This window comes from Bradyrhizobium sp. USDA3516 (assembly GCF_057651995.1).
In genome coordinates this window covers 677,157-703,786 of sequence record NZ_JBYGYN010000002.1, presented here as the reverse complement: position 1 = coordinate 703,786, position 26,630 = coordinate 677,157, and the positions used below count along the sequence as shown (strand labels likewise).

Genomic DNA, 26,630 nt, shown 5'->3' with positions numbered 1-26,630 from the left:
GCGATTTCTGCGCCTTTCGTCGCAGGCCGGCTCCGCTTACATTTGCCTGAATCTGGCGTCAAAGGGTCGCCGCATGTCCAATATGACCGTTGCCACTGGCCGCCGCTCCCGCTGGGGCCTTTTCATCGCTCCCGTTCTCGTCCTGGTCCTTGCCGTCGGCTGGACCTGCTTCTGGTTCTATGCGGCCTCGCAGGCCGAAATCACCGCCGACGCCTGGCGGGCGCAGGAAGCCAAGGCCGGCCGCATCTATGATTGTGCCAAGCGCTCGATCGCCGGCTTTCCGTTCCGCTTCGAGGTCCAGTGCTCCGGCGCCAGCGTCGCCCTGGTCTCGCAGAACGCGAGCAAGACGCCGTTCACCGCCAAGCTCGACAACATCCTGGTCGTGGCCCAGGTCTACGACCCCAAGCGCATCATCGCCGAATTCGCAGCGCCCGCGACGCTGATCGACGGCATCACGCAAAACACCTTCACGGTGAATTGGAGCAAGGGCCGCGCCAGTGTGGCGGGCCTGCCGGCGGTGCCCGATCGCGCTTCCATCGTGTTCGACGACCCCAGCCTCAACCGGCTCGATGGCAGCGTCCAGGTGCCGCTTGCGCGCGCCAAGCAGGTGGAGCTGCACGGGCGCCTTGCCGATGGATCAGCGTCGGATCGTCCCGTGATCGAGACCGTGGTCCATGTCGCGCAGGGCAGCATCCAGGGCGTGCATCCGTTGCTCGCCGAGCCGTTCGAGGCGGACACTCGCGCCAAGATCACCGGCCTCTCCGACCTCACGCCCAAACCGTGGCCGCAGCGCTTCCGCGAGATCCAGGCCGCCGGCGGTCACATCGAGATCGTGCAGTCGCGTATTCAGCAGGGCGAGATGATCGCGGTCGCGGCCGGCACGCTCGGCCTGTCGCCCAACGGCCGGCTCGACGGCGAATTGCAGATGACGGTGACCGGCCTCGAGCGCGTGATCCCGGCGCTCGGTATCGAGAAGATGCTGGAGGAGGGCGTGCCGCAGTCAACGCTCGATCGCCTCGCGCCCGGCGTGAAGTCGCAGGACCTCAACAATCTGTTCGGCGCGCTCGACCGCGCCGTCCCCGGCCTCGGCAAGGTCATCAAGCAGAACGCCAATGCCGGCGTTGCCGCCGGCATCAATTCGATCGGCACCGAGAGCACGCTGGAAGGCAAGAAGGCGCGGAGCTTCCCGCTGAAATTCGTCGACGGTGCCGTGCTGCTCGGCCCGGTCAAGGTCGGCCAGATCCCGCCGCTGTATTGAAGACTGTCATTCCGGGGCACGCGAAGCGTGAGCCCGGAATCCATTTCACCCCGTGCGTTGTGGCCCAATGGATTCCGGGTTCGCCCTTCGGGCGCCCCTGAACGACAGGCTCACGGCTTCTTCAGCGCGCCATGCTGCCGGCCGAAATCGGGCGCCGCGGAATCCTGGCCGATCTCGACGATGCCGCGGCGGATGGCGCGGGTGCGGGTGAAGTGGTCGAACAGCGCCTCCCCGTCGCCGCGGCGGATCGCGCGGGTGAGCTTGGCCAGATCCTCGGTGAAGGTGCCGAGCATCTCCAGCACGGCCTCCCTGTTGGCGAGGAACACGTCGCGCCACATCGTCGGATCGGACGCCGCGATGCGGGTGAAATCGCGGAAGCCGCCGGCGGAGAACTTGATCACCTCGGATTCCGTCACCTGCGCCAATTCGTCGGCGGTGCCGACGATGGTGTAGGCGATCAGATGCGGCAGGTGGCTGGTGATGGCGAGCACGAGATCATGATGATCCGGCGTCATCACCTCGACCCTGGCGCCCATCGCCGCCCAGAACGCGCGCAGGTGCTCGGTCGCCGCTGCGTCGGTGCCGTCGGGCGGGGTCAGGATGCACCAGCGGTTGATGAAGAGCTCGGCAAAACCGGAATCCGGCCCCGAGTGCTCGGTGCCCGCGACCGGATGCGCCGGCACGAAATGTATGCCGCTCGGCAGATGCGGGGTCATGTCCCTGACCACCGCGCCCTTGACCGAGCCGACGTCGGAGACGATCGCGCCGGCCTTGAGATGCGGCGCGATCTCCTGCGCCACGGCTCCGCAGGCGCCGACGGGAATGCAGAGGATAACGAGATCGGCATCCTTCACCGCTTCGGCATTCGTCGCCACGACCTGATCGACGATCCCGAGCTCGGCGACGCGTGCACGCGTCTTCTCCGAGCGCGCGGTGGTGACGATTTCGCCGGCCAGCCCCTGGAGCTTCGCAGCGCGCGCGATCGAGCCGCCGATCAGGCCGAAGCCGATCAGCGCGACGCGCTGGAAGTGCGCCTGCGCGCTCATTTGCCGCCCATGAAGTCGCGCAGGCCTTCGACCACGAGGCGGTTGGCCTCCTCGGTGCCGATGGTCATGCGCAGCGCATGCGGCAGGCCGTAGTTCTTCAAGCCGCGCAGCACGAGGCCGCGCTTGGTCAGGAAGGCGTCGGCGTCATCGGCGGTCTTGCCCTTATCGGTCGGGAAATGGATCAGCACGAAATTGGCGACACTCGGCGACACCTTCAGCCCGAGCTTGCCGATCTCCTCGGTGAGCCAGTTGCGCCAGGTTTCGGTGAACTGCTTCGACATCGCCTGATGCGCGGTGTCCTCGATCGCGGCGACCGCGGCATACATCGCCGGCGTCGACACGTTGAAGGGACCGCGGATGCGGTTGACCGCGTCGATGACGTGCTCGGGCCCGAACATCCAGCCGATGCGCAGCGCGGCAAGGCCGTGGATCTTGGAGAAGGTGTGCGTCACCACGGTGTTCTCGGTGGTGGCGACGAGCTCGATTCCCATCTCGTAGTCGTTGCGCGAGACGTAGTCGCAATAGGCGGCGTCCAGCACCAGCAGCACGTGCGAGGGCAGGCCGGCGCGCAGCCGCTTGACCTCGTCGAACGGCAGATAGGTGCCGGTCGGATTGTTGGGGTTGGCGAGCCAGACCAGCTTCGTCTTCGGCGTCACTGCCTTCAGGATGGCGTCGACGTCGGCGGTGAGGTTGGTCTCCTGCGCGACGACGTTCCTGGCGCCGACCGCCATGGTCGCGATCGGGTAGACCAGGAAGCCGTGCGTGGTCGAGATCGCCTCGTCGCCCTGGCTGAGATAGGTGTGCGCGAGCAGATTGAGGATCTCGTCCGAGCCGGCGCCGCAGATGATGCGGTTCGGATCGAGCCCGAACGAGCGGCCGATCGCCTCGCGCAGCACGCGCGAGGTGCCTTCCGGATAGTCCTCCAGATGATCCGCCACGCGCTTGAAGGCCTCAATCGCCTTGGGCGAGGGCCCGAACGGCGTCTCGTTGGCGGAGAGCTTGAACACCTTGCGGCCCGGCTCCGGCACCGGGCTCTTGCCGGGCGTGTAGGGCGCAATATCGAGAATGCCGGGATTCGGCACGGGGCGGGACATCTTCGACTCCGGATAGGCTTGGGCGGTTCGCGACTTACGATTTCGGCCCGGTCGGGGGCACCGTATAGCGCGTTGCGTGGCTGCCGACGAGGGCCACGGAGCGCACCGAGGCCCCCGCCTCGATCAGGGCAGCCCTGATCTTGTCGATGCTGGTCGCGCCGGTAACCGAGACCAGCAGCGCCGCGCCGTCGAAGGCGGTATCGGGCACCGCCACGATCTCGGCGAGCGGCGACAGCGCGCGGGCGACCTCGGCGTTCCATCCCGAGACGCGCACGCTGAAGGTTTCGACCTCCGTTACCAGGGCGCTGTCGGCGACGCGTGAGACCGCGAACACCGGCAATGCGGCCGGATGGTCGGCGCGCTCGACGAATGGCATCCGCGCGATGATCTTCGGTGCGCCGTCCGCTTCCAGCTCCAGCCACCATGGCGTGCGGCTCGAGGTCGCCGAGACCAGCGCCAGGTCGCCCTTGGATCTTGCCACCGCCTCGACCGCGGCCTGCGCGCTGAAATGCGCGACGTAAGGCACTGTGAAGCCGAAATGGAAGCGCGCGGAATCCCGCATCGCCGGCTCGCTCACCGAGACGTCGGCATGCACGGAGAACGGCGCCTGCACATAGGTGAAGGTCGAGATGATGACGCGCCAGATGCTCTCGACCGTGTCGAGCGGCAGGATGCCGCGATGACGCTGCACGATCTCGCGCATCATGGCGGCCTCGCGCGCGGGGCGAAACGCCGAGCCGACCTCCTGGGTCTGCTTCACCTGGATCAGGCGATCGATGATCTCGCCGCGCTGCATGAGGAGGCGATGCATGCCCTCGTCGATCGCGTCGATCTCCTTGCGCAGTTCCTGCAGCGATAGTGGCGCGGGCGGACGTTGGGACATGTCTGGTGGCGATCGTTCCGATGGGGGATGTCCTGATTAGGCAGTCGGGGCGGCGAAAGCAAAGAGAAATGACGTGCTTTGCGGGCGTCGCGGCAGAGGCGAATTGGGCCGATCCGGGCCGCGACTTGACGAAAACCGCCCAAGACGGTAGCTTTTGCCCGTTCCGTGGTCATTTGAGCCGGCCGGCTTGCAGCCACGTTAAAAAACTCGCTAAACAGGCCGGGGACGCTTCCGATCCCGGCCGAACCTATCGTTCAGGCCGGGTTTTTCATGGCCTGATGTCAGCGGCGCGGTCGAGCAGCCCGTCGCAAACGAGGTCGATGTCCGAGATGGGTAGCGTCAAGTCGATACCGAGTCCTGCGATCAGCGCCGACGAGCGGTCGCACGAGGTCGATCATCCGAGCTCGCAGGTCGCGCATTTCGGCACCGAGCAGCCGCTGCGGCTCGATTGCGGTGTGGACCTCACCCCGTTCCAGATCGCCTACCAGACCTATGGCGAGCTCAATGCCGATCGCTCCAACGCGGTGCTGATCTGCCATGCGCTGACCGGCGACCAGCATGTCGCCAATGTGCATCCGGTCACCGGCAAGCCCGGCTGGTGGGAGACGCTGGTTGGCCCCGGCCGCCCCATCGATCCCAAGCACTACTTCATCATCTGTTCCAACGTGATCGGCGGCTGCATGGGCTCGACCGGGCCGGCCTCGATCAATCCCGCCACCGGCAAGGTCTGGGGCCTGGATTTTCCCGTCATCACCATCCCCGACATGGTGCGCGCGCAGGCCATGCTGATCGACCGGCTCGGCATCGACACGCTGTTTGCGGTCGTCGGCGGCTCGATGGGCGGCATGCAGGTGCTGCAATGGACCGCGGCCTATCCGGAGCGCGTGTTCTCCGCGCTGGCGATCGCCTGCGCGACGCGGCACTCGGCGCAGAACATCGCCTTTCACGAGCTCGGCCGCCAGGCCGTGATGGCCGACCCCGACTGGCACGGCGGCGGCTATGCCGATCGCGGCATCCATCCGCATCGCGGGCTCGCGGTGGCGCGGATGGCGGCGCACATCACCTATCTCTCGGACGCCGCGCTGCACCGCAAGTTCGGCCGGCGCATGCAGGACCGCGAGCTGCCGACCTTCTCGTTCGACGCCGATTTCCAGGTCGAATCCTATCTGCGTTACCAGGGCTCCTCTTTCGTGGAGCGCTTCGACGCCAACTCCTATCTCTATCTGACGCGCGCGATGGACTATTTCGACATCGCCGCCGACCATGGTGGCGTGCTGGCCAAGGCCTTCGCCGGCATCAAGACCCGCTTCTGCGTGGTCTCCTTCACCAGCGACTGGCTGTTCCCGACCTCGGAATCGCGCGCGCTGGTGCACGCGCTGAACGCCTCGAGCGCCCGGGTGTCGTTCGCCGAGATCGAGACCGATCGCGGCCACGACGCTTTCCTGCTCGACGTGCCCGAATTCTTCGATATCTCCCGCGCCTTCCTGCAATCGGCAGGCAAGGCCCGCGGACTGAAGGATAGCTAAGATGTCCGTGCAGGAAGTGTTGCCGCTGGACGGCGGTGCGGCCAGGCCGTCCGGAGATTATCGCGCCGATCATCGGCTGGTTGCCGAGATGGTCAAGCCGGGCTCGAAGGTGCTCGACGTCGGCTGTGGCGACGGCGATCTGCTTCAGCTCTTGGAGACCCGCGGCATCGACGGCCGCGGCATCGAATTGTCGCGCGAGGGCGTCAACCGCTGCGTCGCCAAGGGGCTCGCGGTGGTGCAGGGCGATGCCGACACTGATCTCGTCAACTATCCCGACGACGCCTTCGACTACGTGATCCTGTCGCAGACGCTACAGGCGACGCGGCAGCCGAGGGTCGTGCTGGAGAATTTGCTGCGCATCGGCCGCCGCGCCATCGTCTCGTTCCCGAATTTCGGCTTCTGGAAGATGCGGCTCCAGCTCCTGATCGGCGGCCACATGCCGCGCACGGAGAATCTGCCGGCGACCTGGTACGACACCGCCAACATCCATTTCTGCACCATCAAGGATTTCGTCGAGCTCTGCGACGAGATCAACGTCAAGATGGAGCGCTCGGTCGCGCTCGATCTCTACGGCCGCCCGGTGCCGCTGAACCTGCCCTGGTGGGTGTGGAACATGTTCGGCGAGCAGGCGGTGTTCTTGCTGAGCCGCGGCGGGGGGAAGTAATTTCTCTCCGTCATTGCGAGGAGCTCTTGCGACGAAGCAATCCAGAATGCCGCCGCTGAGGGATTCTGGATTGCTTCGCTACGCTCGCAATGACGGAGTACTTGGCGGCGCCTCTACCTCAATGGGGAGCCAGCGACCGCGGATCCCGCACAGGCCAGCGTCCGGCTTCCACCAGCGTCACGAACCGCTCGACGCTCTCGTTGAAGAGCGCGGGCTCCTCCAGGTTGAGCACGTGACCGGACTTTGGAAACATCGCCAGACCCGCCGCGGGGAGGTGCTTCTTCAAGAACAGGCTCGGCCCGACGCACGGCTCGTCCTCGTCGCCGCAGATGATCAGCGCGGGTGTTGCCGCGCCTCTGATCGCGTCCGTCATCGTGTAGATCGAGGGACGGCCGCCCTGGAATCCGCGCATGGTGCGCGCCGATCCCTTGGCATCGTGCCGCGCCAGTGCGGCGTAGAAGTCGGCGTGGCCGCGCGGGTCCTTCACCAGGAAGGGAATCCGGCTCGGCGCCTCGCGCGTCACTTTAGCGACCTCCACCGAGCCTAGCGTCTCGAACTGCTCGGCATTGGCGCGACACTGCTTGCGCCAATCGTCGAGCTTCTCGAGCTCCGAGCCGGAGCCGACGCCGGCCAGCGTCATCGACAGCGCGCGCTGCGGCGCGTTCAACCCGATCTGCAGCGAGGAATAGGCGCCCATCGACAGGCCGACGAGATGCGCGCGCTCGATGCCGAGATGATCGAGCACTGCGAGCGCATCGGTGTAGAAATGCGTGTAGGTGTAGACCTCGCCGTCAGGCACGTCCGACGGCGTGTAGCCGCGCGCCGAATAGGTAATGCAGCGATGGCCACGCGAGAAGTAGCGCATCTGCGGCTCCCAATTGGTGTAATCGGCCGCGAACTCGTGCAGAAAAAATATCGGCGTTCCCTGGCCCGCCTCTTCGAAATAGATGCGAACGTTATCCTTGGTCGTGGCGTGGGGCATTAACCGTTTCCCTCTCTTCAAGCCGCTTTTGCAGGATCGCAGTTAATGCTGTTGTCCGCAATGCGGCAGCATTGAAGCAGTGTCGGCGCAAAATCATCGCAGCTATTCGCAGGCAGCCCGCGTCTTTTTCTCGCCACATCCGGCGGCTTAACGGCCAGACGGATGTCGGCGCTTGCACGGGTCGATTGGAAGTGGGGGTGTCAACGAAGGATGAAGAATGGTTGAGTTGTTTGCGTCCCGCCTGTCGCGCTGTGTTGTCGCGCTGGCGATTTTTCTTGCGGCGGTTGCCGCGTTCGTTTCTCCGGCCTCAGCGCGGCCTCATCATCGTCATAGCGCAGAACGGCACGCTTACGTGCACCACACCAGACATCATCATTACCGGCATCATGCACGCAGCTCGCGCTTCGAGCGCAGCGCGGCGCAGTTGCAGGCGAGCGGATTCGGCAACACTTTTGCCAGCTATGATCCGAACACCAATAGCCCCGGCGTCGCCATGAGCGGCAATGGTGGAACGATCATCACCGGCGGCGGTCGAATGGTCACGCGCGCAAGCCGTCGAGCGGCGCTGAGCGCGAGCGGCGGCATGGCGAGTGAGGCCACGAGCAGTGGTGGCTTCGGCGGCGGCTCCCTGGTGTCGGAAGCGCGCCGTTACGTCGGCGGCAATCCGACCGGGCGCGGAAGCCTGTGGTGCGCGCGCTTCATGAACATGGTGCTGGAAAAGACCGGTCATCGCGGCACCGGCTCGGACATGGCGAACTCCTTCGCCCATTACGGCACGCGCATCTCCGGTCCGCAGGTCGGCGCCATCGCGGTGATGTCGCGCGGCCGCCGCGGCGGCCATGTCGGCATCGTCACCGGCATCGACGCGCAGGGCAATCCGATCATGATCTCCGGCAACAACGGCAACCGCGTCCGCGAAGCCCCGGTCTCGCGCGGCAAGATCTATGCGTATGTGATGCCGAACTGAGGTTCGTCATTGCGAGGAGCTCTTGCGACGAAGTAATCCAGACTGTTTCCGCAGATGCATTCCTGGATTGCTTCGCTGCGCTCGCAATGACGGAGTACGTCGAGACAGCGTTGTCTCACACCAGCTTCGGCTCTTCCACCGCCACTACATCGCCGACGCCGACGTCACCGCCCTCGATCACCTCGGCATAGATGCCGCAGTCCATGTGGCCGAGATGGCGCGAGAGCGTGGGCGGAATTTCGAGATCGCGCCTGGCGGTCTCGGGGTCGACATTGGTGGCCGGGCAGCGGACGATGCGCTTGATCACCTTCAGCCGGGCCTGTCCGATCGCGAGCGTCTGGCCGATGAGGTCGAGCTCCGACCAGGCCGGCCAGCCCTTGACGTAGAGATTGGCGCGGAAGCGCAGCGGATGCACGGCGACGCCGCCGAGCATGGTCTCGATGGCGCGGACGCTGTCGAGATTGATGATGGAGACGACCTTGCGGGCGACGTCGGAGAAGCTGTGGTCGCGGCCGGAAAGAATTTTGGGCGGGCCCTTCAACTCGGGCTGAAAGTTCTCCGTGAAATAGGCCTCGATGGCCGCGCGCCCGGCGGCGGTCTCGAGATCGCCGCTGGCGACGATCTGGCCGTCCTTGCGGATGGTCAGCAAATTGGTTTCGTCGTCGAACCGGCTGTCGAGCGCGGCCAGCCGCTCATTGCGCGCCAGCATCAGGAACTGGATTTTCGGCTTCCATTCGGGCGCCTCGGGGTTGAACCCGCTCGGGCCGTTCTCGATGGCGTAGCGGCGGTCGGCCGGCAGGGTCTGGCCGACCCGTAAAGGGGCGCGCGACAGGCGTTCCGGCGTCAGGCCCTTGACGGGATAGCGGTAGAGGCCGGTGATCTCGGCGGTATCTTTAGCTGTCATGCGGCTACTTAAGGGATTCGGATCGCCATCGCCAAGCCCGCTCATTCACGCACGAAATTGTGAAGTTGCCTCTTTCGCATCCGCAACCTGCTTCCCACATCTGGCTCAGGCCGGCAGCGCCGGCAAAAGACGACCGTTACCGGTTGAGAAACGTCAATGCGGTAATTGGAAACCCAATGAAGATGCCGTTTGGGGTGCCTTAGAGGGCCCCGAGGGCAGGCCGAGGGACAGAAAAGATGAATATCGAGAAGTATACCGAACGCTCCAGGGGCTTCATCCAGTCCGCGCAGTCGCTCGCGATGCGCGAGGGGCACCAGCAGTTCTCAACCCTGCATGTGCTGAAGGTCCTCTTGGACGACAATGAGGGGCTCGCCGCCGGTCTGATCGACCGCGCTGGCGGCAATTCCCGCGCAATCCTGAAGGCGACCGAGGACGCCCTCAACAGGGTGCCGAAGGTCTCCGGCGGCGGCGCCGGGCAGATCTACCTCGCGCCCGAGCTGGCCCGCACTTTCGATGCGGCCGAAAAGGCCGGCGAGAAGGCCGGCGACAGCTTCGTCACGGTCGAGCGGCTTTTGCTCGGGCTCACGCTGGAGAAGACCAGCGAGGCCGGCGCCATCCTCGCCAAGGGCGGCGTCACACCGCAGAACCTCAACGCGGCGATCGAGGCGCTGCGCAAGGGCCGCACGGCCGACTCTGCGACCGCCGAGAATGCCTATGATGCCCTGAAGAAATATGCCCGCGACCTGACCCAGGCCGCGCGCGACGGCAAGCTCGATCCGGTCATCGGCCGCGACGAGGAGATCCGCCGTACCATTCAAGTGCTCTCGCGCAGGACCAAGAACAATCCCGTCCTGATCGGCGAGCCCGGCGTCGGCAAGACCGCCATCGCCGAAGGCCTTGCGCTGCGCATCGTCAACGGCGACGTGCCGGAGAGCCTGAAGGACAAGAAGCTGCTCTCGCTCGACCTCGGCGCATTGATCGCAGGCGCGAAGTACCGCGGCGAGTTCGAGGAGCGGCTGAAGGCCGTGCTGCAGGAGGTGACCGGGAGCGAGGGCACCTTCATCCTGTTCATCGACGAGATGCACACGCTGATCGGCGCCGGCAAGGGCGACGGCGCGATGGACGCCTCCAACCTGCTCAAGCCGGCGCTCGCCCGCGGCGAGCTGCACTGCATCGGCGCGACCACGCTCGATGAGTACCAGAAGCACGTCGAGAAGGATGCTGCGCTGGCGCGGCGTTTCCAGCCAATCTTCGTCAGCGAGCCCTCGGTCGAAGACACCATCTCGATCCTGCGCGGCTTGAAGGACAAGTATGAGCAGCATCACGGCGTGCGGATCACCGATTCCGCGCTTGTTGCGGCGACGACGCTGTCCAACCGCTACATCACCGACCGCTTCCTGCCCGACAAGGCCATCGACCTCATGGACGAGGCGGCGGCGCGGCTGAAGATGCAGGTCGATTCCAAGCCGGAAGAGCTGGATTCGCTCGACCGCGAGATCATTCGGCTCAAGATCGAGCAGGAGGCGCTGAAGAAGGAAAGCGATGTCGGCTCCAAGTCCCGGCTCCAGACCCTGGAGAAGGACCTCGCCGAGCTCGAGGAGAAGTCGGCGGCGCTGACGGCGCGCTGGAGCGCGGAGAAGAACAAGCTTTCCGACGCCCAGAAGCTGAAGGCGGAGCTCGACGGCTTGCGCGTCGAGCTCGCCAACGCGCAGCGGCGCGGCGAATTCCAGAAGGCCGGCGAGCTGGCCTATGGACGGATCCCGCAGCTCGAGAAGCAGCTTGCCGACATCGAAGCCAAGGAGAATTCCGGCGAGATGATGGAGGAGGCGGTCACCGCCAACCACATCGCGCAGGTGGTCTCGCGCTGGACCGGCGTGCCGGTCGACAAGATGCTGGAAGGCGAGAAGGAGAAGCTCCTGAAGATGGAGGAGCAGCTCGGCAAGCGCGTCGTCGGCCAGGCCGAGGCCGTGCGTGCGGTCGCGACCGCCGTGCGCCGCTCGCGCGCCGGCCTGCAGGACCCGAACCGCCCCACCGGCTCGTTCATGTTCTTGGGGCCCACCGGCGTCGGCAAGACCGAGCTGACCAAAGCTCTTGCGGAATACCTGTTCAACGACGAGACCGCGATGGTCCGCCTCGACATGTCCGAATACATGGAGAAGCATTCGGTCTCGCGGCTGATCGGCGCGCCTCCGGGCTATGTCGGCTATGACGAGGGCGGCGCGCTCACCGAAGCGGTGCGGCGCCGGCCCTACCAGGTCGTGCTGTTCGACGAGATCGAGAAGGCGCATCCTGACGTCTTCAACGTCCTGTTGCAGGTGCTCGACGACGGCCGCCTGACCGACGGCCAGGGCCGCACCGTCGACTTCCGCAACACGCTGATCATCATGACCTCCAACCTCGGTTCGGAGTATCTGGTGAACCAGCCGGAGGGCGAGGACACCTCGGCCGTGCGCGAGCAGGTGATGGGAATGGTGCGGGCTCATTTCCGCCCCGAATTCCTGAACCGCGTCGACGAGATCATCCTGTTCCACCGCCTGCAGCGCAGCGAGATGGGCCGCATCGTCGAGATCCAATTCGCGCGGCTGCAGAAGCTCCTGACCGATCGCAAGATCGTGCTGAGCCTCGATGCCGCCGGCCGCGACTGGCTGGCTGCCAAGGGCTGGGATCCCGCCTACGGCGCACGGCCCTTGAAGCGGGTGATCCAGCGCTACCTCCAGGACCCGCTCGCCGAGATGATCCTCGCCGGCGACGTCAGGGACGGCGACAGTGTCGCGATCTCGTCCGAAGGCAACGTCCTGACCTTCAACGGCAAGGCGCCGCAGACCGCGGAGATCGCCCAGTTCGAGGCACCGGTGCCGAAACGGAAGCTGAACTGATGAGATACACGCCCTCCGCGCCAAACGCGCGGGGGGCGTTTTTCAATCCGCTAAGAACGTGTCCACCACGGCCTGATCGCGGTCGTAGACCCAGCATTCGCTCAGCAGGCCCTCACGCACGGCATAGACCAGCAACCGTTCCAGTTCAGCCGTGCGACCGTCCCGGCTGAATGATTCCCGTGCGAGAATGGCGCCGCGCCGCGGCCCGGCCATCACGTCATCGAGGCCGAGAAGTTTTCGGTTGGAGCGGCGTGCGACCTCGGCCAGAGTGGCAAGCGCGGCCGTCTTGCCCTGGTGAGTGCCGGCGAGCGGGTTATGACCGGCATAGTGCAGCACGAATTCATCGTGGTAGCAGGCGGCGATCGCGGCGCGGTCACCGGCCTGCCAGGCGGCCGCGTAGCGCGTGACGGCGGCGCGGATCGCGGCGATTTGTGCGGCGTCATCCGCCAGAACTGTCTCCATCGATATGATCTCCCGGATCCTCGGCAGCGCGGTGCCGGTGCGCTATGATAGGGCATGACCTCGCCACCCGGCTTTCAGGAACTGGCTATCGGCACGCCGCCCAGCGGCGGACCGAAGAAGGCGCGGATGCTCGATTGGGACGCGCGGGTGCTCTATCTCGGGCCGGCCTTCGGGCTGACGCCCCACCGCAATGCTACCGGCGTGCTGGCCGTCGCGCTCGACGGGGCGATAGGCGTAGCTGACCATCCGAAGGCACGCTCACCGTCTTATCGCCAGACCCGCAGCGTGCTGATCATGCCCAACAATCTGCACCATCTGCGCGTCGATGCCGGACGGATGGCCTTCCTCTATGTCGATCCCCTCGGGCGCGATATCGAGGCGCTGCGCTCACGAATGAAGGAGATCGGATCGAGGGCCGCGTTCGACATGATCGACGAGAGGTCGGTGGTTGCGCTGTTTGGCGACATCGCGGATCGACGCCTCGCACCTGAGGACGCGCGGCAAGCAGCCCGCGATATGCTTGGAATCGGATCAAGTGCGCAGCCGGATGCGAGAATTGCCGCCGCCATCAAGCGGATGCGCGAGGAGCCCGGCGGTTCGCACACGCTTGCTGAACTCGGCCGCAAGGCCGGGCTTTCGTCCTCGCGCTTCCTGCATCTGTTCAAGGACGTCACGGGTGTGCCGCTCCGCCGCTACCGCATCTGGTCCCGGATCGGCGCTGCCGCGCGCGGGGTCGCACAAGGCCAATCGCTGACCGAGGCCGCGCATGGCGCCGGTTTTTCCAGCTCCGCGCATTTCAGCACGGCCTTTCGCGACATGTTCGGCATGATGCCGTCGGAATTGTTCGCACGGTTGCGCGCGGAATAACGTCTGCAGCGTGCTGCTGCAGCTGTGCCTCAAAGCCCTCTCCGCCGGCGCGGAGAGGGCTTTCGCCTTTGCGAGGGAGGCCGGGTATCGGAGTGGTGTTGTGTCGTTGAAATGCCACACGCAGCGCGGTTATCCGCTCTGGATGTAAATTGATGTTGAACAACCATAGGCTCCGTTGTCATAATTGCACCTCGGTCGGCGCGGCATTCCCCCGGCGGCCGCGAGCTCGAGGATTTGACGCGAGTCTTTGAGCAACCGACGATTTTAGACTGAGCTCGCAATTTCGAGCTGCGATGACTGAACGCCACAGGCAATTTTTGTTGTGTTTTGCGTGGAGGGGGCGGCGGTGTTGACCGTTAGTTTGCTGGGGGCCAGCCGGGTTGCACGCGGTAACGAGCAGATCTGGTCGGATCTCGGTCCAGCAGGACGGAGATTGGCCGGTTTCCTTTTCACCTTTCCGGACCGCCCGCATCGTCGCGAGCGACTTATCGACCTGTTTTGGCCGGAGCTCGATACGGACAGGGGGCGCCGAGCCGTGAACTCTGCGATCTGGCGCTTGCGAAAGCTGCTCGCGTCAGCTCCGGAGTACAAAGAGGGCTATGGCCTCAGGACCATCGGCTCGGAGACCATTCTCGAGAAGGCGTCTTGGCTTGACGTCGACACCTGGGCCCTGCTTGAGGCGGCACAGGCCGCTCCCACCGGTGTTGAGGCGCACGTGGATCCTTCCTCGATGAAGCAGGTTCTCACCGTCCTGTACCGCTACGAGGGGCCGTTCCTGGACGGCGAAGATGCCGACTGGATATTGGAGGAGCGCGAGCGATTGCATTCCCTTTTTGTGCAATCGGCAATGACCATCGTTCGTCACCTTGGGCTTTGCGGCCATTATCATGACGCGATCCTGCTCGCACGCCACGCGCTGCGCTTCGATCCCTATCGCGAGGAACTGGTCCGTCACCTCCTGACTCTGCTCGCACTCGACGAGAGGCGCATCGACGCCATCAGGTACTACGATCACTGGATCGCCATGATCCAGAAGGAGCTGGGAATTTCTCCACTTCCAGCGACGCGCGCGATCATCGAGGAGATCAGGAATCTGCATAACGCCGATGACGCCCACCATTTGCGCCTACGGCTGATGAGCCGCGACGAGAGGCGGCGTGCAGTAAACTAGAGCGTTCCCGAGCAGAGTGGATACCGGTTCGCGTCAAGAAAACGCGTGAAGCGGGAGCCAGAGCCCCGTTCCGATTCGATCGGAACGAGAAGGGCTCTAAGCGCCGCAGTCCCCGAGCCGTCTGATATCGCAAGCCTGACCACGGCCTGGCCGTGGCCGGGCCCTGCCTTGCCCGACCGCATCGTGATTCTGCCGTGATCGCGGCGCGATCGCTGCGGAATTCTCGCCGTGAGCCGCCGTGACCGGACGGCGACCGTCCCGGAACGATCGCGCCATCCTCCCCAGTTCGTACCATGCGACGCTCGGCCATGAGCTCACAACAGCCGCTCTCGGATCAGGTTTTCATTCTGCGCTTCTGGCGGGAAGCCGCCGGTGGCAGCGGAGGCGGCCGTTGGCGGGTTCTCGTCCGCAACATCAATACGCGGCGGCGCGATGTGGTCGACGACGTGCAGCGCGCTTTCGCAATCGTCGCCGCCAATCTGAACGTGGCGGCGGAGGAACACGAAGAGCAGGCGACGTGGACCGTTGAGCCGCCAACGCCCGAACAGTGAGAGACAAGCCGTGCGCAAGATCGATCACACAACGAGTTGCCAGCTGCCATTCACGCGATGCTTCGACGGTGGGGGTTGCGTGAGTCCTCTTGAGCAATTTGATCGGGGCTCGCCAAGATCCTCGTTTATTTTCTGGGGTGGCGTCGATGCGTAGCGTTTGGGAATTCGTTACGTTCGTGTGTCTGGGGCTGCTGCTGAGCGGCTGCGATACGACCGAGACGCGATACTTCCGGTACGGGATCGGCACGGATCTTTATTCCGAAGACATCGTTGCGACGACACATTACCAGGACATCTATCTGACGGAGCTTTGCCGGCAGACCCTGTCGCTCACTTCGACCAGAGACGGACAATGCGTAAACGTGCAACTGAGTCCGAACGACTGGAACCTGCTCGTGCAGGCAGGACTCAACGATGTCGACCGGCGGTGCGATTCTTATCTCGCCTGGCTTGACGATAGGCGTCGAACCAACACCGCGGTGCTGAAAGAGCTCGGTGATCTCACCGTCGCGAGTCAGGCCATCATGCGCGTGTCCGGCGTGAGCGCTAACCCCATCACGCTCGCAGGCCTTGCCTTCGGGCTCGCCGCCGACACCTTCATCAACGTCAATTCACGCTTGCTTCTCGAAGTCGACAAGACGACCGTGCAGACGTTGGTGCTGAGGCGGCGAAGCGAGTACAGGGTCGAGCTCCAGTCGGTCAGGATTGAGAACAGGCCCGCGGCCATTCATGCGATGCGCTCGTATCTGAATATCTGCACGCCGTTCACGATCGAGACGGACATCAACGCGACGATCATGGTATTTCAGCAGGCCGGTGCCGGCGCGCTTGGCGTCAAGCCTCCCTTGGTAGGTGTTCCGGCGCAGCGCGCGGATCGTCCTATCGTCGTGACCCCCGGGCCGAAGAAGCCGACTACGGCGCTCTCCGAACTCGAGAAAACAATGGGAATGGATCAAGCGAGGAACATCCAGCGCGTTCTATGTGTCGATGATACCGGCGATTTTGGTCCCGAAGGCTCTGCGACGCGACGGGCTCTGATTGATTTCATGGGGGCGTCAGGCCTGCAGAGCAGGAGACCCGGAGTAATCGAGAATGGAGATCAATTGGCGACGCTGACAAAGGCCGTAAAGGACGTCCAGTCGTGCAGGGTTGAGGCACTGGCAAATTCATTCGAAACCGGCATCGTTAGCCGGTTTGGCGAAGACAGCGTTCGTGCGCGCATCAAGCGGGCAATTGAAAGCGTAAACAAGCGCGTCACCGAAAAAATAGCGCTGCCACCAGAGCTGAGTACCCCTTCGAGCAATGCAGCGGTAGGGGAAACCATTCGTTCGTCGATAACCGCGCTTCGGAAAGCCTATTCCGCACTTGGATTGCCGATTGCGTCCGGAAGCGCAATTGACCAGCAGCTATGGCAACAGATCACGAAAGACGGCCTGGTCCAATAACTGAGCGTGGGGACGTTTCCATGGCTAATGAATTTGCCGATCTCAAAGACGAATACTCACGTTTGTTTCAGTCGATGGTGGTGAAAGAGGTTCAAGCCGTCGACACGGCCGTTGCAAGGGTTCTGGGCAACCGGGCCGACTATGAAAAAGTGACGGCGCGCACTGGGGTGCCATGGCCGATCGTCGGGATCATCCATAGTCTGGAAGCTGACTGCAAAATGAATCGCCATTTGCACAACGGCAATCCCTTGAGCGGGCGCACGACTGACGTACCGGCCGGCCGTCCCCCGACGGGATCGCCTCCCTTCACATGGATCGACAGCGCCGTGGATGCACTGACGATGCCGAGGCACAACCTGGACGCGGTAAAGGATTGGCCGATCGAGCGGATTGCGTTCGAATTGGAAAAGTACAACGGGTTTGGCTATCGAACGCAGAATACGGGGATCAATTCGCCGTATCTGTGGTCGTTCACAAATCACTATACCAAGGGCAAATTCATCGCCGATCACGTTTTCGATGCCAACAAAAAGAGTAGCCAGGTAGGCGCAATGGCGCTGCTGAAGAGGCTCATGGACGGCGGCGCTAGCATCGCTGGTGGCGCCGGTCCAAGCGTTGTTGTCGGGGGCGTGTCATCGACTGTCGTGGCGCAGACAAAACCGCTGGAAACCGGTCTGTTCCTCGCTTCCGGGCCGTTCGAGTTGCGGCCCACAGCCACGGCCGCGCCTGCCGACGATCCCGACATCGTCGAGGAGGATCTGCCCTGCCTCAAGATCAGTGAAGTCGGGGTGATGTGGGAGATTGAGGTTCAGTCCGAGCCGAAACGCCGTGGCTTCGCGCGTGGCGGCATATTCAAGCCTATGATTCCCGAACCGGAGGTCGATATCGACGGCTTTGCTCAGATGTGCCTGAACGCTGCGCGGTTCAGCGGTACCAGCGCGCATCATCTGGTGGCTTTTGCGGATACCGAGACCGGTATCAAGAATGTTGCGGCGGTCCAGGGCGACGAAGTCGGTCCTTTCCTGATCAAGGCAGCTGACTGGAATGAACTGATCGCGGACGGGACGACGGGAATGAATGCACGAAGCCGTTTCAAACCGCTGGCCCAACCGTTTATCGCGGCAAAGGCGACCGTGGCCGACACCAAAGTTCTGCAGCCGTCGTTGCCCAACAGGCTTCCGACCTCGGCGGAACTCTATCTTGCGCAGCTGGTTGGTGCGGCCCACGCAGTCAGGATTTTGGCTAATCCTGACGCCTCATTCCAGACTGCCGTGTCCGAAGAGGTCGGAGCAACGGAGCTTGCGATTCTGAGCGCTATCCGGCCTTGGCTCTTCGGCGCTCCGCTTGACGTAAAGTCGGCGCTGATAAAAATCGCGCGCAGGATGGATTTTGGCTACGAGCGGGCGGACAAGCTCTTCCTGCGTGTCGAGCCCGACTTTGATGCCGGTGCTCAGCCGGGGTTCGCCGGCAAGCTCTGCGAGATGGCCGCCAGTGAATGGGACTTTTTCGGCAACAACACGTTCGATCTTGCAGGTGCGACCATCAGGGCGGGCCACAGGGAAGCGGAGCCAGGTTTCTTTGAACGCGTTGGAACATACTGGCGCGTAGTAGGTGACCTCAGCTCCGACGGGCGGACCAATAAGCCATGGTCCGCGGCCTTCATTTCATTTCTCGTGAAAGGTGCTGGTGCAGCGAATAAGTTCCGTGGATCCTCTCAGCATTCTGTCTACATCAGTCAGGGGATTCGTGATTTCGACGGCCGCGCCGACGTGGCCTATTGGTGTCAGCGCCTCAACGCTCACAAGCCGGTCGCAGGCGATATCATCTGTTGGGCACGAGAAGATGGTGTTGATTATGACAATCAAAAAGGCGGCGACTATGATGGCCATTGCGATATTGTGGTCGAAGTCCGGGACAACGAAATTGACGTGATCGGTGGCAACGTCGGCAACTCCGTGACGAAGCGGACGTTCGCTCTCGAAAATGGCTTCGTCAAGGGTGGCCGGTTTCAGGACGCGCTTCTGTTCGCGATCATGGAGAATCGCCTGCCTTAGAGCCGGAGAAGTTTCATTGTCGCGAACGGCTACCGCGAGCGACGCCTGACAACGCCGATTGCAATCGTGTCCGCAGGCAACGTGCTGACCTTGGCGGGCGCAGCAGACAGCGGATATCACCCATTTCGACGCCTCGGCCTCGACGCGTCAGCCTCGAAGCGGAGCTGAACGGGTCGCCGACATTGCCAACCAATATCACCCCTGAAGGGCTCGTCCTTTCCGGGGGAATTGGTTTGGGGCCAGCTGCTAGCTGATTGTCGACACGGAGCCGGGGGACGCGGGGTCTTCCTCTTCCTCCTCCTCCAGCTCCGAAAGTATATCCACCAGCTCGCGCACCCGGCCCTGGGCCAGAGGGCGCAGGTCGTTGATCATCGGCTCGTCGTTGGCGAGCCAGGCCTGGGCCTCAGCGAGCTCCTCGGCGGTCGCGCCGGTTCCGATGATCTGGGCAATGGTGACGTCATCGGCGCGGTCCACGGCCTTGACGACATCGTCGCGTGAGAGGCGCGTCATGGGCGATCCTCCTGCTAGCTTCGGTCAGCCTCTAACCTGGGAACCGACGCGCCGGTTCCCACCGGTCCCGTTGTGCGCGACTCCTACTTCTTCACGACCTTGTAGATCGCGTTCTCGACATCCGAGCTGACGTAGATCGCGCCCGTCGCGCCGACGGCGACGCCGGTCGGGATATGCGTCGGCAACCCGCCGGGCGCGCCGGTCAGGCCGATCGGGAGATTGGCGACGATCTCGGTGACCTTGCCGGTTTCCGGCACGATCTCGATCAGCCGCTTGGCGCCGACTTCGGCGACGATCAGCTTGCCGTCGCTTGTGCGCGCGATGCCTTCCGGCATCTTCAGCTCCTTGGCGATCACGGTCTTTTCGCCGGTGCTGTCGATCTTGGAGATGATTCCAGCAAACGCCTCGGTCACGTAAACCTCGTCGCCGGCCCCGCGGACGAGACCCATCGGACCCTCGAGCGCGCCGATCAGCGTGGTGCGATCCTTGCCGTGCTCGCCGCTCACCTTGACCAGCGACTTGGTGCCGAGCTCGGCCACCAGGATGCTGCCGTCCGCGAGCACGACCGCATCATGCGGCGCCTTGAAGTCGTGCAGCATGTCGCGCGTCGCGCCGGTCTTGCCGTCGATCACCTGCACGGTGCCGGTGAACCAGCTTGAGAGGACCACGTCGTTGCCCTTCGCCGTGGCGCTCATCGGATATTCGAGCGTCGTGCCTGCGGCGTGCATGCGCGCCTTTTCGGTGACCTCGCCGGTTGTCCCGTCAACCGTGCGATAAGCGAACAGGTCGGCGACGTGGATCGTGTCCTTGCCGTTCTCCGAGGTGACGCCGATGCCGCCGGGCAAAGCGAGCTTGCCGATGATGATCTGCTTGGCCTGGCCGGTTGCGGGATCGACCTCCTGGATGCCGTTCTCGGCCATGTTGGAGACGTAGATACGGTCCTTGTCGTCGATGGCGAGATTGTCCAGCGAGGGCTTCAGTTGCGCGACGATGGTCTTGGCGCCCGATTTGGGATCGACTCGGACGAGCTGGCCGAGCGCGGTGTCGACCACAAAGAGGTTGCCCTTGGAATCGAAGTTCACGGCAGCCGGGATCTTGAAGCCGTCGGTGACGACACTCAGCTCGGCCTTGTCGACGTCGACCCTTGCGACCTGGCCCTTGAACCAGAGCGGACCATAGAGCTTGTCGTCGGGACCGAACTCGAAGCCGTTGAGGCCGCCCATCTTCTCCATGATCTGGCGGGGCGGTTTGACGCCCTCGACGTCGATCTCGTAGAGCGCATCGCCGAGGAAGACGGTCGTTGCGTAGAGCCTGCCGTCCTTGCGGAAAGCGAGCGAGTTGATGCCGGGCAGGTCGCTCGCGAGCTTCTTGATCGGCCCGTCGCCCTTGCGCGCATAGAGATCGCCAGCGAGGAAGCCGGTCCAGGCCATGGTGCCGTCGGGCGCGAACGCGATGTCGTCGGCCATCCCGACCGGTGCGGGGACCGCGACCTTGGCGCTGCCGCCGGCAATGTCGACCTCATAGAGCGCAGCGCCCGCGACGCTGCCGGCAAACAAGCGGCCGGCCTTGTCGACACCGAGCCCGTGCACGCCGTGAAACGCCGAGCCCTGCACCAGCCTCGTGACCTCCCAGCCATCGGCCGATGCGCTCGTTGCGGAGAACAGCGCAGCAATCAGGGCTGCGCAGGCGAGCCTGTTTCTCATGGCGTGACCTCCCGTTTTTTTGGAAGTATTCGCCCGTCCTGCGGCTTTGGCAAACGAAACTTGACGTTGCGACGCCCGCGAAGCGGCCTCGCTGCGCAGCGTGCTTGCTTGCAATCCTGTTTGAAAATGCCGGCCTTCTCGGCCGGCTGCCGGCTTACCGGTTGGTGACCTGCAGCGGCCCGCCGGTGGCATCCGATATCCGGGCGATGGCGCCGCCGCGGCCGCTCATCATGCCGTCGAGCCGGTCGCGCTCCTTCTCGAAGCTTGCCAGCATCGGGCCTTCCAGCGAACGGCCGCGCGGCAGCTTCACGCGCATCGGATCGACGAAGCGGCCGTTGACCAGGATTTCGTAATGGACGTGCGGGCCGGTCGACAGGCCGGAGGAGCCGACGAAGCCGATCACCTGGCCCTGCCGCACCTTCTTGCCGACCTCCATGCCCTTGGCGAAGGCCGACATGTGGCCGTAGGCGGTCTCGTAGCCATTGGCGTGCTTGATGCGGATGTACTTGCCGTAGCCGCCCTCGGGGCCGGCCTTCTCGATCATGCCGTTGCCGGAGGCGAAGATCGGCGTGCCGTAGCTGGTGGACCAGTCGACGCCGGTATGCATCTTCACGTAGCCGAGGATCGGGTGGCGGCGGCCGCCGAAGCCAGAGCGCATGATGGCGTTGTTGACGGGCTTTCGGACCAGGAACTTCTTCGCGCTCTTTCCGGTCTCGTCGTAATAGTCGACGAGGCCGTCGTCGGGGCTCTGGTAGCGGTAGTATTTCTTGGTCTCGCCGCCGACGGTGAGCGAGGCGAACAGCACCTCGTTCTTCTCGCTCGACGTCACGCCCTCGTCCTCGCCGGCGTAGAACACGTCGAAGGAATCGCCGGGCTGCACCTTGCGCTGGAAATCGACGTCGTAGGAGTAGATCTTGATCATGTCCTCGATGACGGGCATCGGGACCTTGTTGCGCATCGCGGTCTCATAGATGCTCTGGTAGAGCCGCACGCCGGAGCCGTCATCGTCATCATCGTCGTCGCTGCTGGCGCTCGCCGCAGTATCGGCGACGGTGTTCATGCTGGAGACGTCGACGGCGACGTATTTGCCGAGGTCGGACAGCGCCGCGATCGCTTCCACCATCGTGTCGTTTGCAACCACGACGCGATAGGGCTGCAGGCGGGCGCCGGGGCTTGCGGGCGCCATCAGGATACGGAGCTTCTCGCCTTCCTTCAGGCCGCCGTCGCGGCCGCGCGGTCCGAGCGTCGCGGTGATCGCCTTGATCTCGTCGGCGTTGGCGCCGAGGTCGCGCAGCACGCCGGCGACGCTGTCGCCCTTCTTGACCATGTGGACGCGTTCGCCGTTGGGATTGCCGCCGGTGATCTGCTCCTTGGTCTTGGGCAGCAGCGTGACGTTTTCCGGCACCACGCGCGTCTCGAAGCCGGCATAGGGATCGGACGGCGAGGCCTCGGCGGCGTAGGCGGTTCTGATGTCGGAGGGACCGGTCGCGCCGGAAATGTCGGCGGCCGTGTTGGCGAGCGAGGCGTAGCGCACACCGCCATTGCCGCGCCAATTGGCGGCATCGCGCACCCGCATCAGGATGTCGTCGAGCGCCACCACCGCGGAAATCTTGGCCTTCGGCAGCACCGGCGACAGGTCCTTGGTGACAAAGGATACTTCCGCGTCGGGCTCGACGGCCTCGGGATTGTTGGGATCGTCGGACGCCGTCTTCGGGTCAGAGCCGACATCGGTCAGCAGGCGCTGGGCGTTGAACGGCGGGATCTTCGCCGACAGATCGCTCGTCGTCATCGACAGATTGCCGGCGATCCGCACGAACGGACGTACCCGCATCACGTCACGGTTGCCGACGCGGGCGACCGTCGAGACGCGCATCACGTTGCGCGAGGCGGTGGATTCGCTCGGCGGCGGCAGGCGGTCGCTCTTGTGCAGCGTGGCGGCGCGATCGGCTGCGCCGAATGCTCCGCGCAGCGCGCCTTCGACCCGCTCCGGCACCTTGGCGAACGTCATCTCGCCGTCGAGAGAAGCGAAAACGGCGCCGCCGATCAGGGCTGCGCCGCAGAGTCCGGTCAAAATTGTCCCGCTGAACCACTGCACCGAGACGCGGCGGCGGTCGATCACCGCGGCTTCAGAACCATCAACGGACAGCGGCGGCTCGTGGCCGAGATCGATGATCCCGGTCTCACGCCCGTAAGTGCCGCGTGACGTCCTGTGGTTCAACCCAAGTCCCCCAACTCAACGACCCAAGATGCCCGGTTTCGAACCCGTCCCCGGCTGCCCTCTTGAACGGGGATCGCCGGAACAGGCAAGCCGCACAACTGTCCGCGCCCAGAAAGCCCCATGATAGGGCCGGCCGAAATTACGAACAGTTGGACGGGTAAAGCTCTCTCGATGTCTTTCGAATGCCGAAGGAAGGTCGCGTCATTTGCAAGATCGCCTTCCTCTGACCCCATGAAAATCGCCGGCAGCCCCCACAGGCGTCCCCGCGATTCAAGCTTGTCTCTTATCAGAACGCCGCGGGATTGTGGCTCAAGTACGGCGCCAAATATGGAAAAGTTTCCCGAAACGCCGGGCCGGAAAGGCCCCCGTCAGACTACGGGCTGAGCTCGGGCGGGATGGGGGGACAGAGCCCCATCTAGCGGGGGAGGGCGTCTGGCCGGGGGGCCGTCAGGATCTTGGGACGGCACGCCCCCCAGGGTGACGGGGGTGCGGAGGAGGGGCCCCGGGGAGGCCGCCAGGGAGGCCTCCAAGGCGCCCACCGGAGCCCGCCGGCGGGCAAAACTTTTTTCAGATTTTTTGCCGCGCGGGCTCGTTCGACGCCCCCGACGGCTTTATAAGCGGCTGGAATCGTGGATGTTTTCTCGCTGCTCCACTGTGCGACGATTTGTTGACGATTGGCGTTGACAGGCCGGAAGGTGGGGCCTATAACCCCAACCACTGAGCGCGGCGCCGCCGGGTCACTGACCAAGGCGAGCGAACGCGCCACTGATGCTCCTCACCTCGTTGAGTGACACAACAGCCGACACCAGTCGGTTGGAGTTCATCCATCGTCGGTAAGGGTGTCGGAACCCTTCCTCTCAGGAAGGTTGGGACCTCCAGGGTCCCGGGCTGTTTGACAAGTGAAGATGAAGAAAGAGAAACGTGGACGGCGGAGTCCTTGCGGGTCTCGCTTCCGAGAAGCTTCGGCTTTTCTGATCGAGACCGGACGAAAGACTTCGGCGGTACACGTTTTCAAGGAAACACCATCGTTGCCAGCGATGTGAATCGCGGGCAGCACATCGACTTCGGTCGATAATGGTGGGACCTCGTCAAACGTTGTGATCAGCCGGTTCAAAGTTCAAGTCCAACTTGAGAGTTTGATCCTGGCTCAGAGCGAACGCTGGCGGCAGGCTTAACACATGCAAGTCGAGCGGGCGTAGCAATACGTCAGCGGCAGACGGGTGAGTAACGCGTGGGAACGTACCTTTTGGTTCGGAACAACACAGGGAAACTTGTGCTAATACCGGATAAGCCCTTACGGGGAAAGATTTATCGCCGAAAGATCGGCCCGCGTCTGATTAGCTAGTTGGTGAGGTAATGGCTCACCAAGGCGACGATCAGTAGCTGGTCTGAGAGGATGATCAGCCACATTGGGACTGAGACACGGCCCAAACTCCTACGGGAGGCAGCAGTGGGGAATATTGGACAATGGGGGCAACCCTGATCCAGCCATGCCGCGTGAGTGATGAAGGCCCTAGGGTTGTAAAGCTCTTTTGTGCGGGAAGATAATGACGGTACCGCAAGAATAAGCCCCGGCTAACTTCGTGCCAGCAGCCGCGGTAATACGAAGGGGGCTAGCGTTGCTCGGAATCACTGGGCGTAAAGGGTGCGTAGGCGGGTCTTTAAGTCAGGGGTGAAATCCTGGAGCTCAACTCCAGAACTGCCTTTGATACTGAAGATCTTGAGTCCGGGAGAGGTGAGTGGAACTGCGAGTGTAGAGGTGAAATTCGTAGATATTCGCAAGAACACCAGTGGCGAAGGCGGCTCACTGGCCCGGTACTGACGCTGAGGCACGAAAGCGTGGGGAGCAAACAGGATTAGATACCCTGGTAGTCCACGCCGTAAACGATGAATGCCAGCCGTTAGTGGGTTTACTCACTAGTGGCGCAGCTAACGCTTTAAGCATTCCGCCTGGGGAGTACGGTCGCAAGATTAAAACTCAAAGGAATTGACGGGGGCCCGCACAAGCGGTGGAGCATGTGGTTTAATTCGACGCAACGCGCAGAACCTTACCAGCCCTTGACATGTCCAGGACCGGTCGCAGAGATGTGACCCTCTCTTCGGAGCCTGGAGCACAGGTGCTGCATGGCTGTCGTCAGCTCGTGTCGTGAGATGTTGGGTTAAGTCCCGCAACGAGCGCAACCCCCGTCCTTAGTTGCTACCATTTAGTTGAGCACTCTAAGGAGACTGCCGGTGATAAGCCGCGAGGAAGGTGGGGATGACGTCAAGTCCTCATGGCCCTTACGGGCTGGGCTACACACGTGCTACAATGGCGGTGACAATGGGATGCTAAGGGGCGACCCTTCGCAAATCTCAAAAAGCCGTCTCAGTTCGGATTGGGCTCTGCAACTCGAGCCCATGAAGTTGGAATCGCTAGTAATCGTGGATCAGCACGCCACGGTGAATACGTTCCCGGGCCTTGTACACACCGCCCGTCACACCATGGGAGTTGGTTTTACCTGAAGACGGTGCGCTAACCCGCAAGGGAGGCAGCCGGCCACGGTAGGGTCAGCGACTGGGGTGAAGTCGTAACAAGGTAGCCGTAGGGGAACCTGCGGCTGGATCACCTCCTTTCTAAGGATGATCCTTCAGCGAGCTCACGCTCACTATCGGATCGTTTTAGAAACATCAGTGGCCAACAGATCGCCAGATCGTTGAGCTGCATTGGCGGGATTTCGCCGTCTTCGTTTCTCTTTCTTCGCGGACGAACACGCGCTGGGCCTGCGTCGAGCAGGATCCCACGGTCCCTGACGGGATATGCGTTAGGGGCTTGTAGCTCAGTTGGTTAGAGCGCGCGCTTGATAAGCGTGAGGTCGGAAGTTCAAGTCTTCCCAGGCCCACCAGCCTTCGCGCTTCGCTGCTTCGGCTAGGCAAGCCCTTCGAAACGAAGGCTGCCGCGCCGTAGCCTTGGCGAAGGCGGGCTAATCAAACGAGCATTCGTCTTCTGGTTACGGGGCCATAGCTCAGCTGGGAGAGCGCGTGCTTTGCAAGCATGAGGTCGTCGGTTCGATCCCGTCTGGCTCCACCAGCCTTCGCAGGCTGCGCCTGCTTCGGCTAGGCGAGCCAGCCGGTAGCGAAGGCTGCCACGCCGGAGCCCGACAGGGCGGAGGCGGGCCTGCCTGGACTGAACCCGTAACCATCATCGTCCGCGAAACATCACTTCGCATCCTGCTAGTCTGGATAGACAGCAAGATGCGTGTTTTCTGACATCGTAAAGAGGAGATCGATCCGAGTTGGATCGTGCAGCAGATTGTTGCGCGAATCCTTCATTATCTCCGGATCATTTTCGGCGCTCGCTTTCAGCCGTGAGGTTGAATGCGAGTTGTAAAATGATCCTTTTAGCGAAGCTTGACCGCCTCGCTATCGGAACGATCTTACGAAGCAAGCTGGTCTTTCTAGTCAATGTCCGG

At 63.4% G+C, this 26,630-nt stretch carries 19 protein-coding genes, 2 tRNA genes, 1 rRNA gene and 1 riboswitch; of the genes, 13 read left to right on the top strand and 9 right to left on the bottom strand.

The genetic code is table 11. The annotated features are described in order from the left end of the window. Window positions 1-73: 73 nt before the first annotated feature. Window positions 74-1,258 carry a DUF2125 domain-containing protein gene (locus tag AC24YW_RS09140; protein WP_487482405.1) on the top strand — a complete coding sequence of 395 codons (1,185 nt, stop codon included), beginning with the start codon at window positions 74-76 and terminating at the stop codon, window positions 1,256-1,258. A 110-nt stretch (window positions 1,259-1,368) separates the two neighbouring features. On the opposite strand, the gene AC24YW_RS09135 is transcribed toward AC24YW_RS09140, so the two are convergent. From AC24YW_RS09135 to AC24YW_RS09125, 3 genes are read right to left on the bottom strand one after another with little or no spacing between them, the layout of a single operon-like run. Further along, complete coding sequence (locus AC24YW_RS09135) at window positions 1,369-2,304, bottom strand: prephenate/arogenate dehydrogenase family protein (protein ID WP_487482404.1); 936 nt, start codon at window positions 2,302-2,304, stop codon at window positions 1,369-1,371. After that, window positions 2,301-3,398, bottom strand: a complete 1,098-nt coding sequence (gene hisC / locus AC24YW_RS09130) for a histidinol-phosphate transaminase (protein WP_487482403.1) — start codon at window positions 3,396-3,398, stop codon at window positions 2,301-2,303. The genes AC24YW_RS09135 and hisC overlap by 4 nt, the downstream gene beginning before the upstream one ends. 34 nt (window positions 3,399-3,432) lie before the next feature. After that, window positions 3,433-4,281, bottom strand: a complete 849-nt coding sequence (locus tag AC24YW_RS09125) for a chorismate mutase (RefSeq protein WP_487482402.1) — start codon at window positions 4,279-4,281, stop codon at window positions 3,433-3,435. Window positions 4,282-4,436: 155 nt separating this feature from the next. After that, window positions 4,437-4,516: riboswitch (SAM riboswitch) on the top strand. Between the two features lie 94 nt (window positions 4,517-4,610). On the opposite strand from AC24YW_RS09125, the gene metX reads away from it, so the two are divergent. Next, window positions 4,611-5,807: a homoserine O-acetyltransferase MetX gene (gene metX / locus AC24YW_RS09120; protein WP_487482601.1), complete on the top strand. Its 1,197-nt coding sequence runs from the start codon at window positions 4,611-4,613 to the stop codon at window positions 5,805-5,807. 1 nt (window position 5,808) lies between these two features. Then, window positions 5,809-6,471, top strand: a complete 663-nt coding sequence (metW, locus tag AC24YW_RS09115) for a methionine biosynthesis protein MetW (RefSeq protein WP_487482401.1) — start codon at window positions 5,809-5,811, stop codon at window positions 6,469-6,471. 118 nt (window positions 6,472-6,589) lie between these two features. Here metW and AC24YW_RS09110 read toward each other — a convergent pair whose 3' ends face one another. Continuing rightward, window positions 6,590-7,453 (bottom strand): alpha/beta fold hydrolase, encoded by an 864-nt coding sequence (locus AC24YW_RS09110; protein WP_487482400.1) that lies wholly within the window; start codon window positions 7,451-7,453, stop codon window positions 6,590-6,592. A 217-nt stretch (window positions 7,454-7,670) separates the two neighbouring features. On the opposite strand from AC24YW_RS09110, the gene AC24YW_RS09105 reads away from it, so the two are divergent. Beyond that, window positions 7,671-8,420 carry an NlpC/P60 family protein gene (locus tag AC24YW_RS09105; protein ID WP_487482399.1) on the top strand — a complete coding sequence of 250 codons (750 nt, stop codon included), beginning with the start codon at window positions 7,671-7,673 and terminating at the stop codon, window positions 8,418-8,420. Window positions 8,421-8,535: 115 nt separating this feature from the next. Here the strand turns inward: AC24YW_RS09105 and AC24YW_RS09100 are convergent, their stop codons facing one another. Beyond that, the gene (locus AC24YW_RS09100; RefSeq protein WP_487482398.1) at window positions 8,536-9,324 is read right to left on the bottom strand and encodes an MOSC domain-containing protein; all 789 of its coding nucleotides are present in this window, start codon (window positions 9,322-9,324) and stop codon (window positions 8,536-8,538) included. 236 nt (window positions 9,325-9,560) lie between these two features. On the opposite strand from AC24YW_RS09100, the gene clpB reads away from it, so the two are divergent. After that, window positions 9,561-12,200, top strand: coding sequence for an ATP-dependent chaperone ClpB (gene clpB, locus AC24YW_RS09095; RefSeq protein WP_487482397.1), 2,640 nt, complete (start codon window positions 9,561-9,563; stop codon window positions 12,198-12,200). A 42-nt stretch (window positions 12,201-12,242) separates the two neighbouring features. On the opposite strand, the gene AC24YW_RS09090 is transcribed toward clpB, so the two are convergent. Beyond that, window positions 12,243-12,662 carry a nuclear transport factor 2 family protein gene (locus AC24YW_RS09090; RefSeq protein WP_487482396.1) on the bottom strand — a complete coding sequence of 140 codons (420 nt, stop codon included), beginning with the start codon at window positions 12,660-12,662 and terminating at the stop codon, window positions 12,243-12,245. Between the two features lie 54 nt (window positions 12,663-12,716). On the opposite strand from AC24YW_RS09090, the gene AC24YW_RS09085 reads away from it, so the two are divergent. From AC24YW_RS09085 to AC24YW_RS09065, 5 genes are all read left to right on the top strand, one after another. Beyond that, window positions 12,717-13,529 (top strand): helix-turn-helix domain-containing protein, encoded by an 813-nt coding sequence (locus AC24YW_RS09085; RefSeq protein WP_487482395.1) that lies wholly within the window; start codon window positions 12,717-12,719, stop codon window positions 13,527-13,529. Between the two features lie 433 nt (window positions 13,530-13,962). After that, entirely contained in the window at window positions 13,963-14,700 is a 738-nt protein-coding gene (locus AC24YW_RS09080) for an AfsR/SARP family transcriptional regulator (RefSeq protein WP_487482394.1), read from the top strand. 308 nt (window positions 14,701-15,008) lie between these two features. After that, window positions 15,009-15,251 carry a hypothetical protein gene (locus tag AC24YW_RS09075; RefSeq protein WP_487482393.1) on the top strand — a complete coding sequence of 81 codons (243 nt, stop codon included), beginning with the start codon at window positions 15,009-15,011 and terminating at the stop codon, window positions 15,249-15,251. An 89-nt stretch (window positions 15,252-15,340) separates the two neighbouring features. Next, a complete protein-coding gene (locus tag AC24YW_RS09070) occupies window positions 15,341-16,696 on the top strand; it encodes a hypothetical protein (protein WP_487482392.1) in 1,356 nt (451 codons plus the stop codon). A 20-nt stretch (window positions 16,697-16,716) separates the two neighbouring features. Beyond that, on the top strand, window positions 16,717-18,750 hold the full coding sequence (locus AC24YW_RS09065; protein WP_487482391.1) for a DUF2272 domain-containing protein: 2,034 nt from the start codon (window positions 16,717-16,719) through the stop codon (window positions 18,748-18,750). A gap of 246 nt (window positions 18,751-18,996) precedes the next feature. Here the strand turns inward: AC24YW_RS09065 and AC24YW_RS09060 are convergent, their stop codons facing one another. From AC24YW_RS09060 to AC24YW_RS09050, 3 genes are all read right to left on the bottom strand, one after another. After that, window positions 18,997-19,260: a hypothetical protein gene (locus tag AC24YW_RS09060; protein ID WP_487482390.1), complete on the bottom strand. Its 264-nt coding sequence runs from the start codon at window positions 19,258-19,260 to the stop codon at window positions 18,997-18,999. Window positions 19,261-19,343: 83 nt separating this feature from the next. Beyond that, window positions 19,344-20,963: a hypothetical protein gene (locus tag AC24YW_RS09055; RefSeq protein ID WP_487482389.1), complete on the bottom strand. Its 1,620-nt coding sequence runs from the start codon at window positions 20,961-20,963 to the stop codon at window positions 19,344-19,346. Between the two features lie 154 nt (window positions 20,964-21,117). After that, window positions 21,118-23,181, bottom strand: coding sequence for a peptidoglycan DD-metalloendopeptidase family protein (locus AC24YW_RS09050; protein WP_487482388.1), 2,064 nt, complete (start codon window positions 23,179-23,181; stop codon window positions 21,118-21,120). Between the two features lie 1,124 nt (window positions 23,182-24,305). Here AC24YW_RS09050 and AC24YW_RS09045 point away from each other — a divergent pair. From AC24YW_RS09045 to AC24YW_RS09035, 3 genes are all read left to right on the top strand, one after another. Continuing rightward, window positions 24,306-25,794: ribosomal RNA gene (locus AC24YW_RS09045) — 16S ribosomal RNA — on the top strand. 192 nt (window positions 25,795-25,986) lie between these two features. Then, window positions 25,987-26,063, top strand: a tRNA-Ile gene (locus AC24YW_RS09040). Between the two features lie 109 nt (window positions 26,064-26,172). Then, a tRNA-Ala gene (locus AC24YW_RS09035) sits at window positions 26,173-26,248 on the top strand. Window positions 26,249-26,630 lie beyond the last annotated feature (382 nt).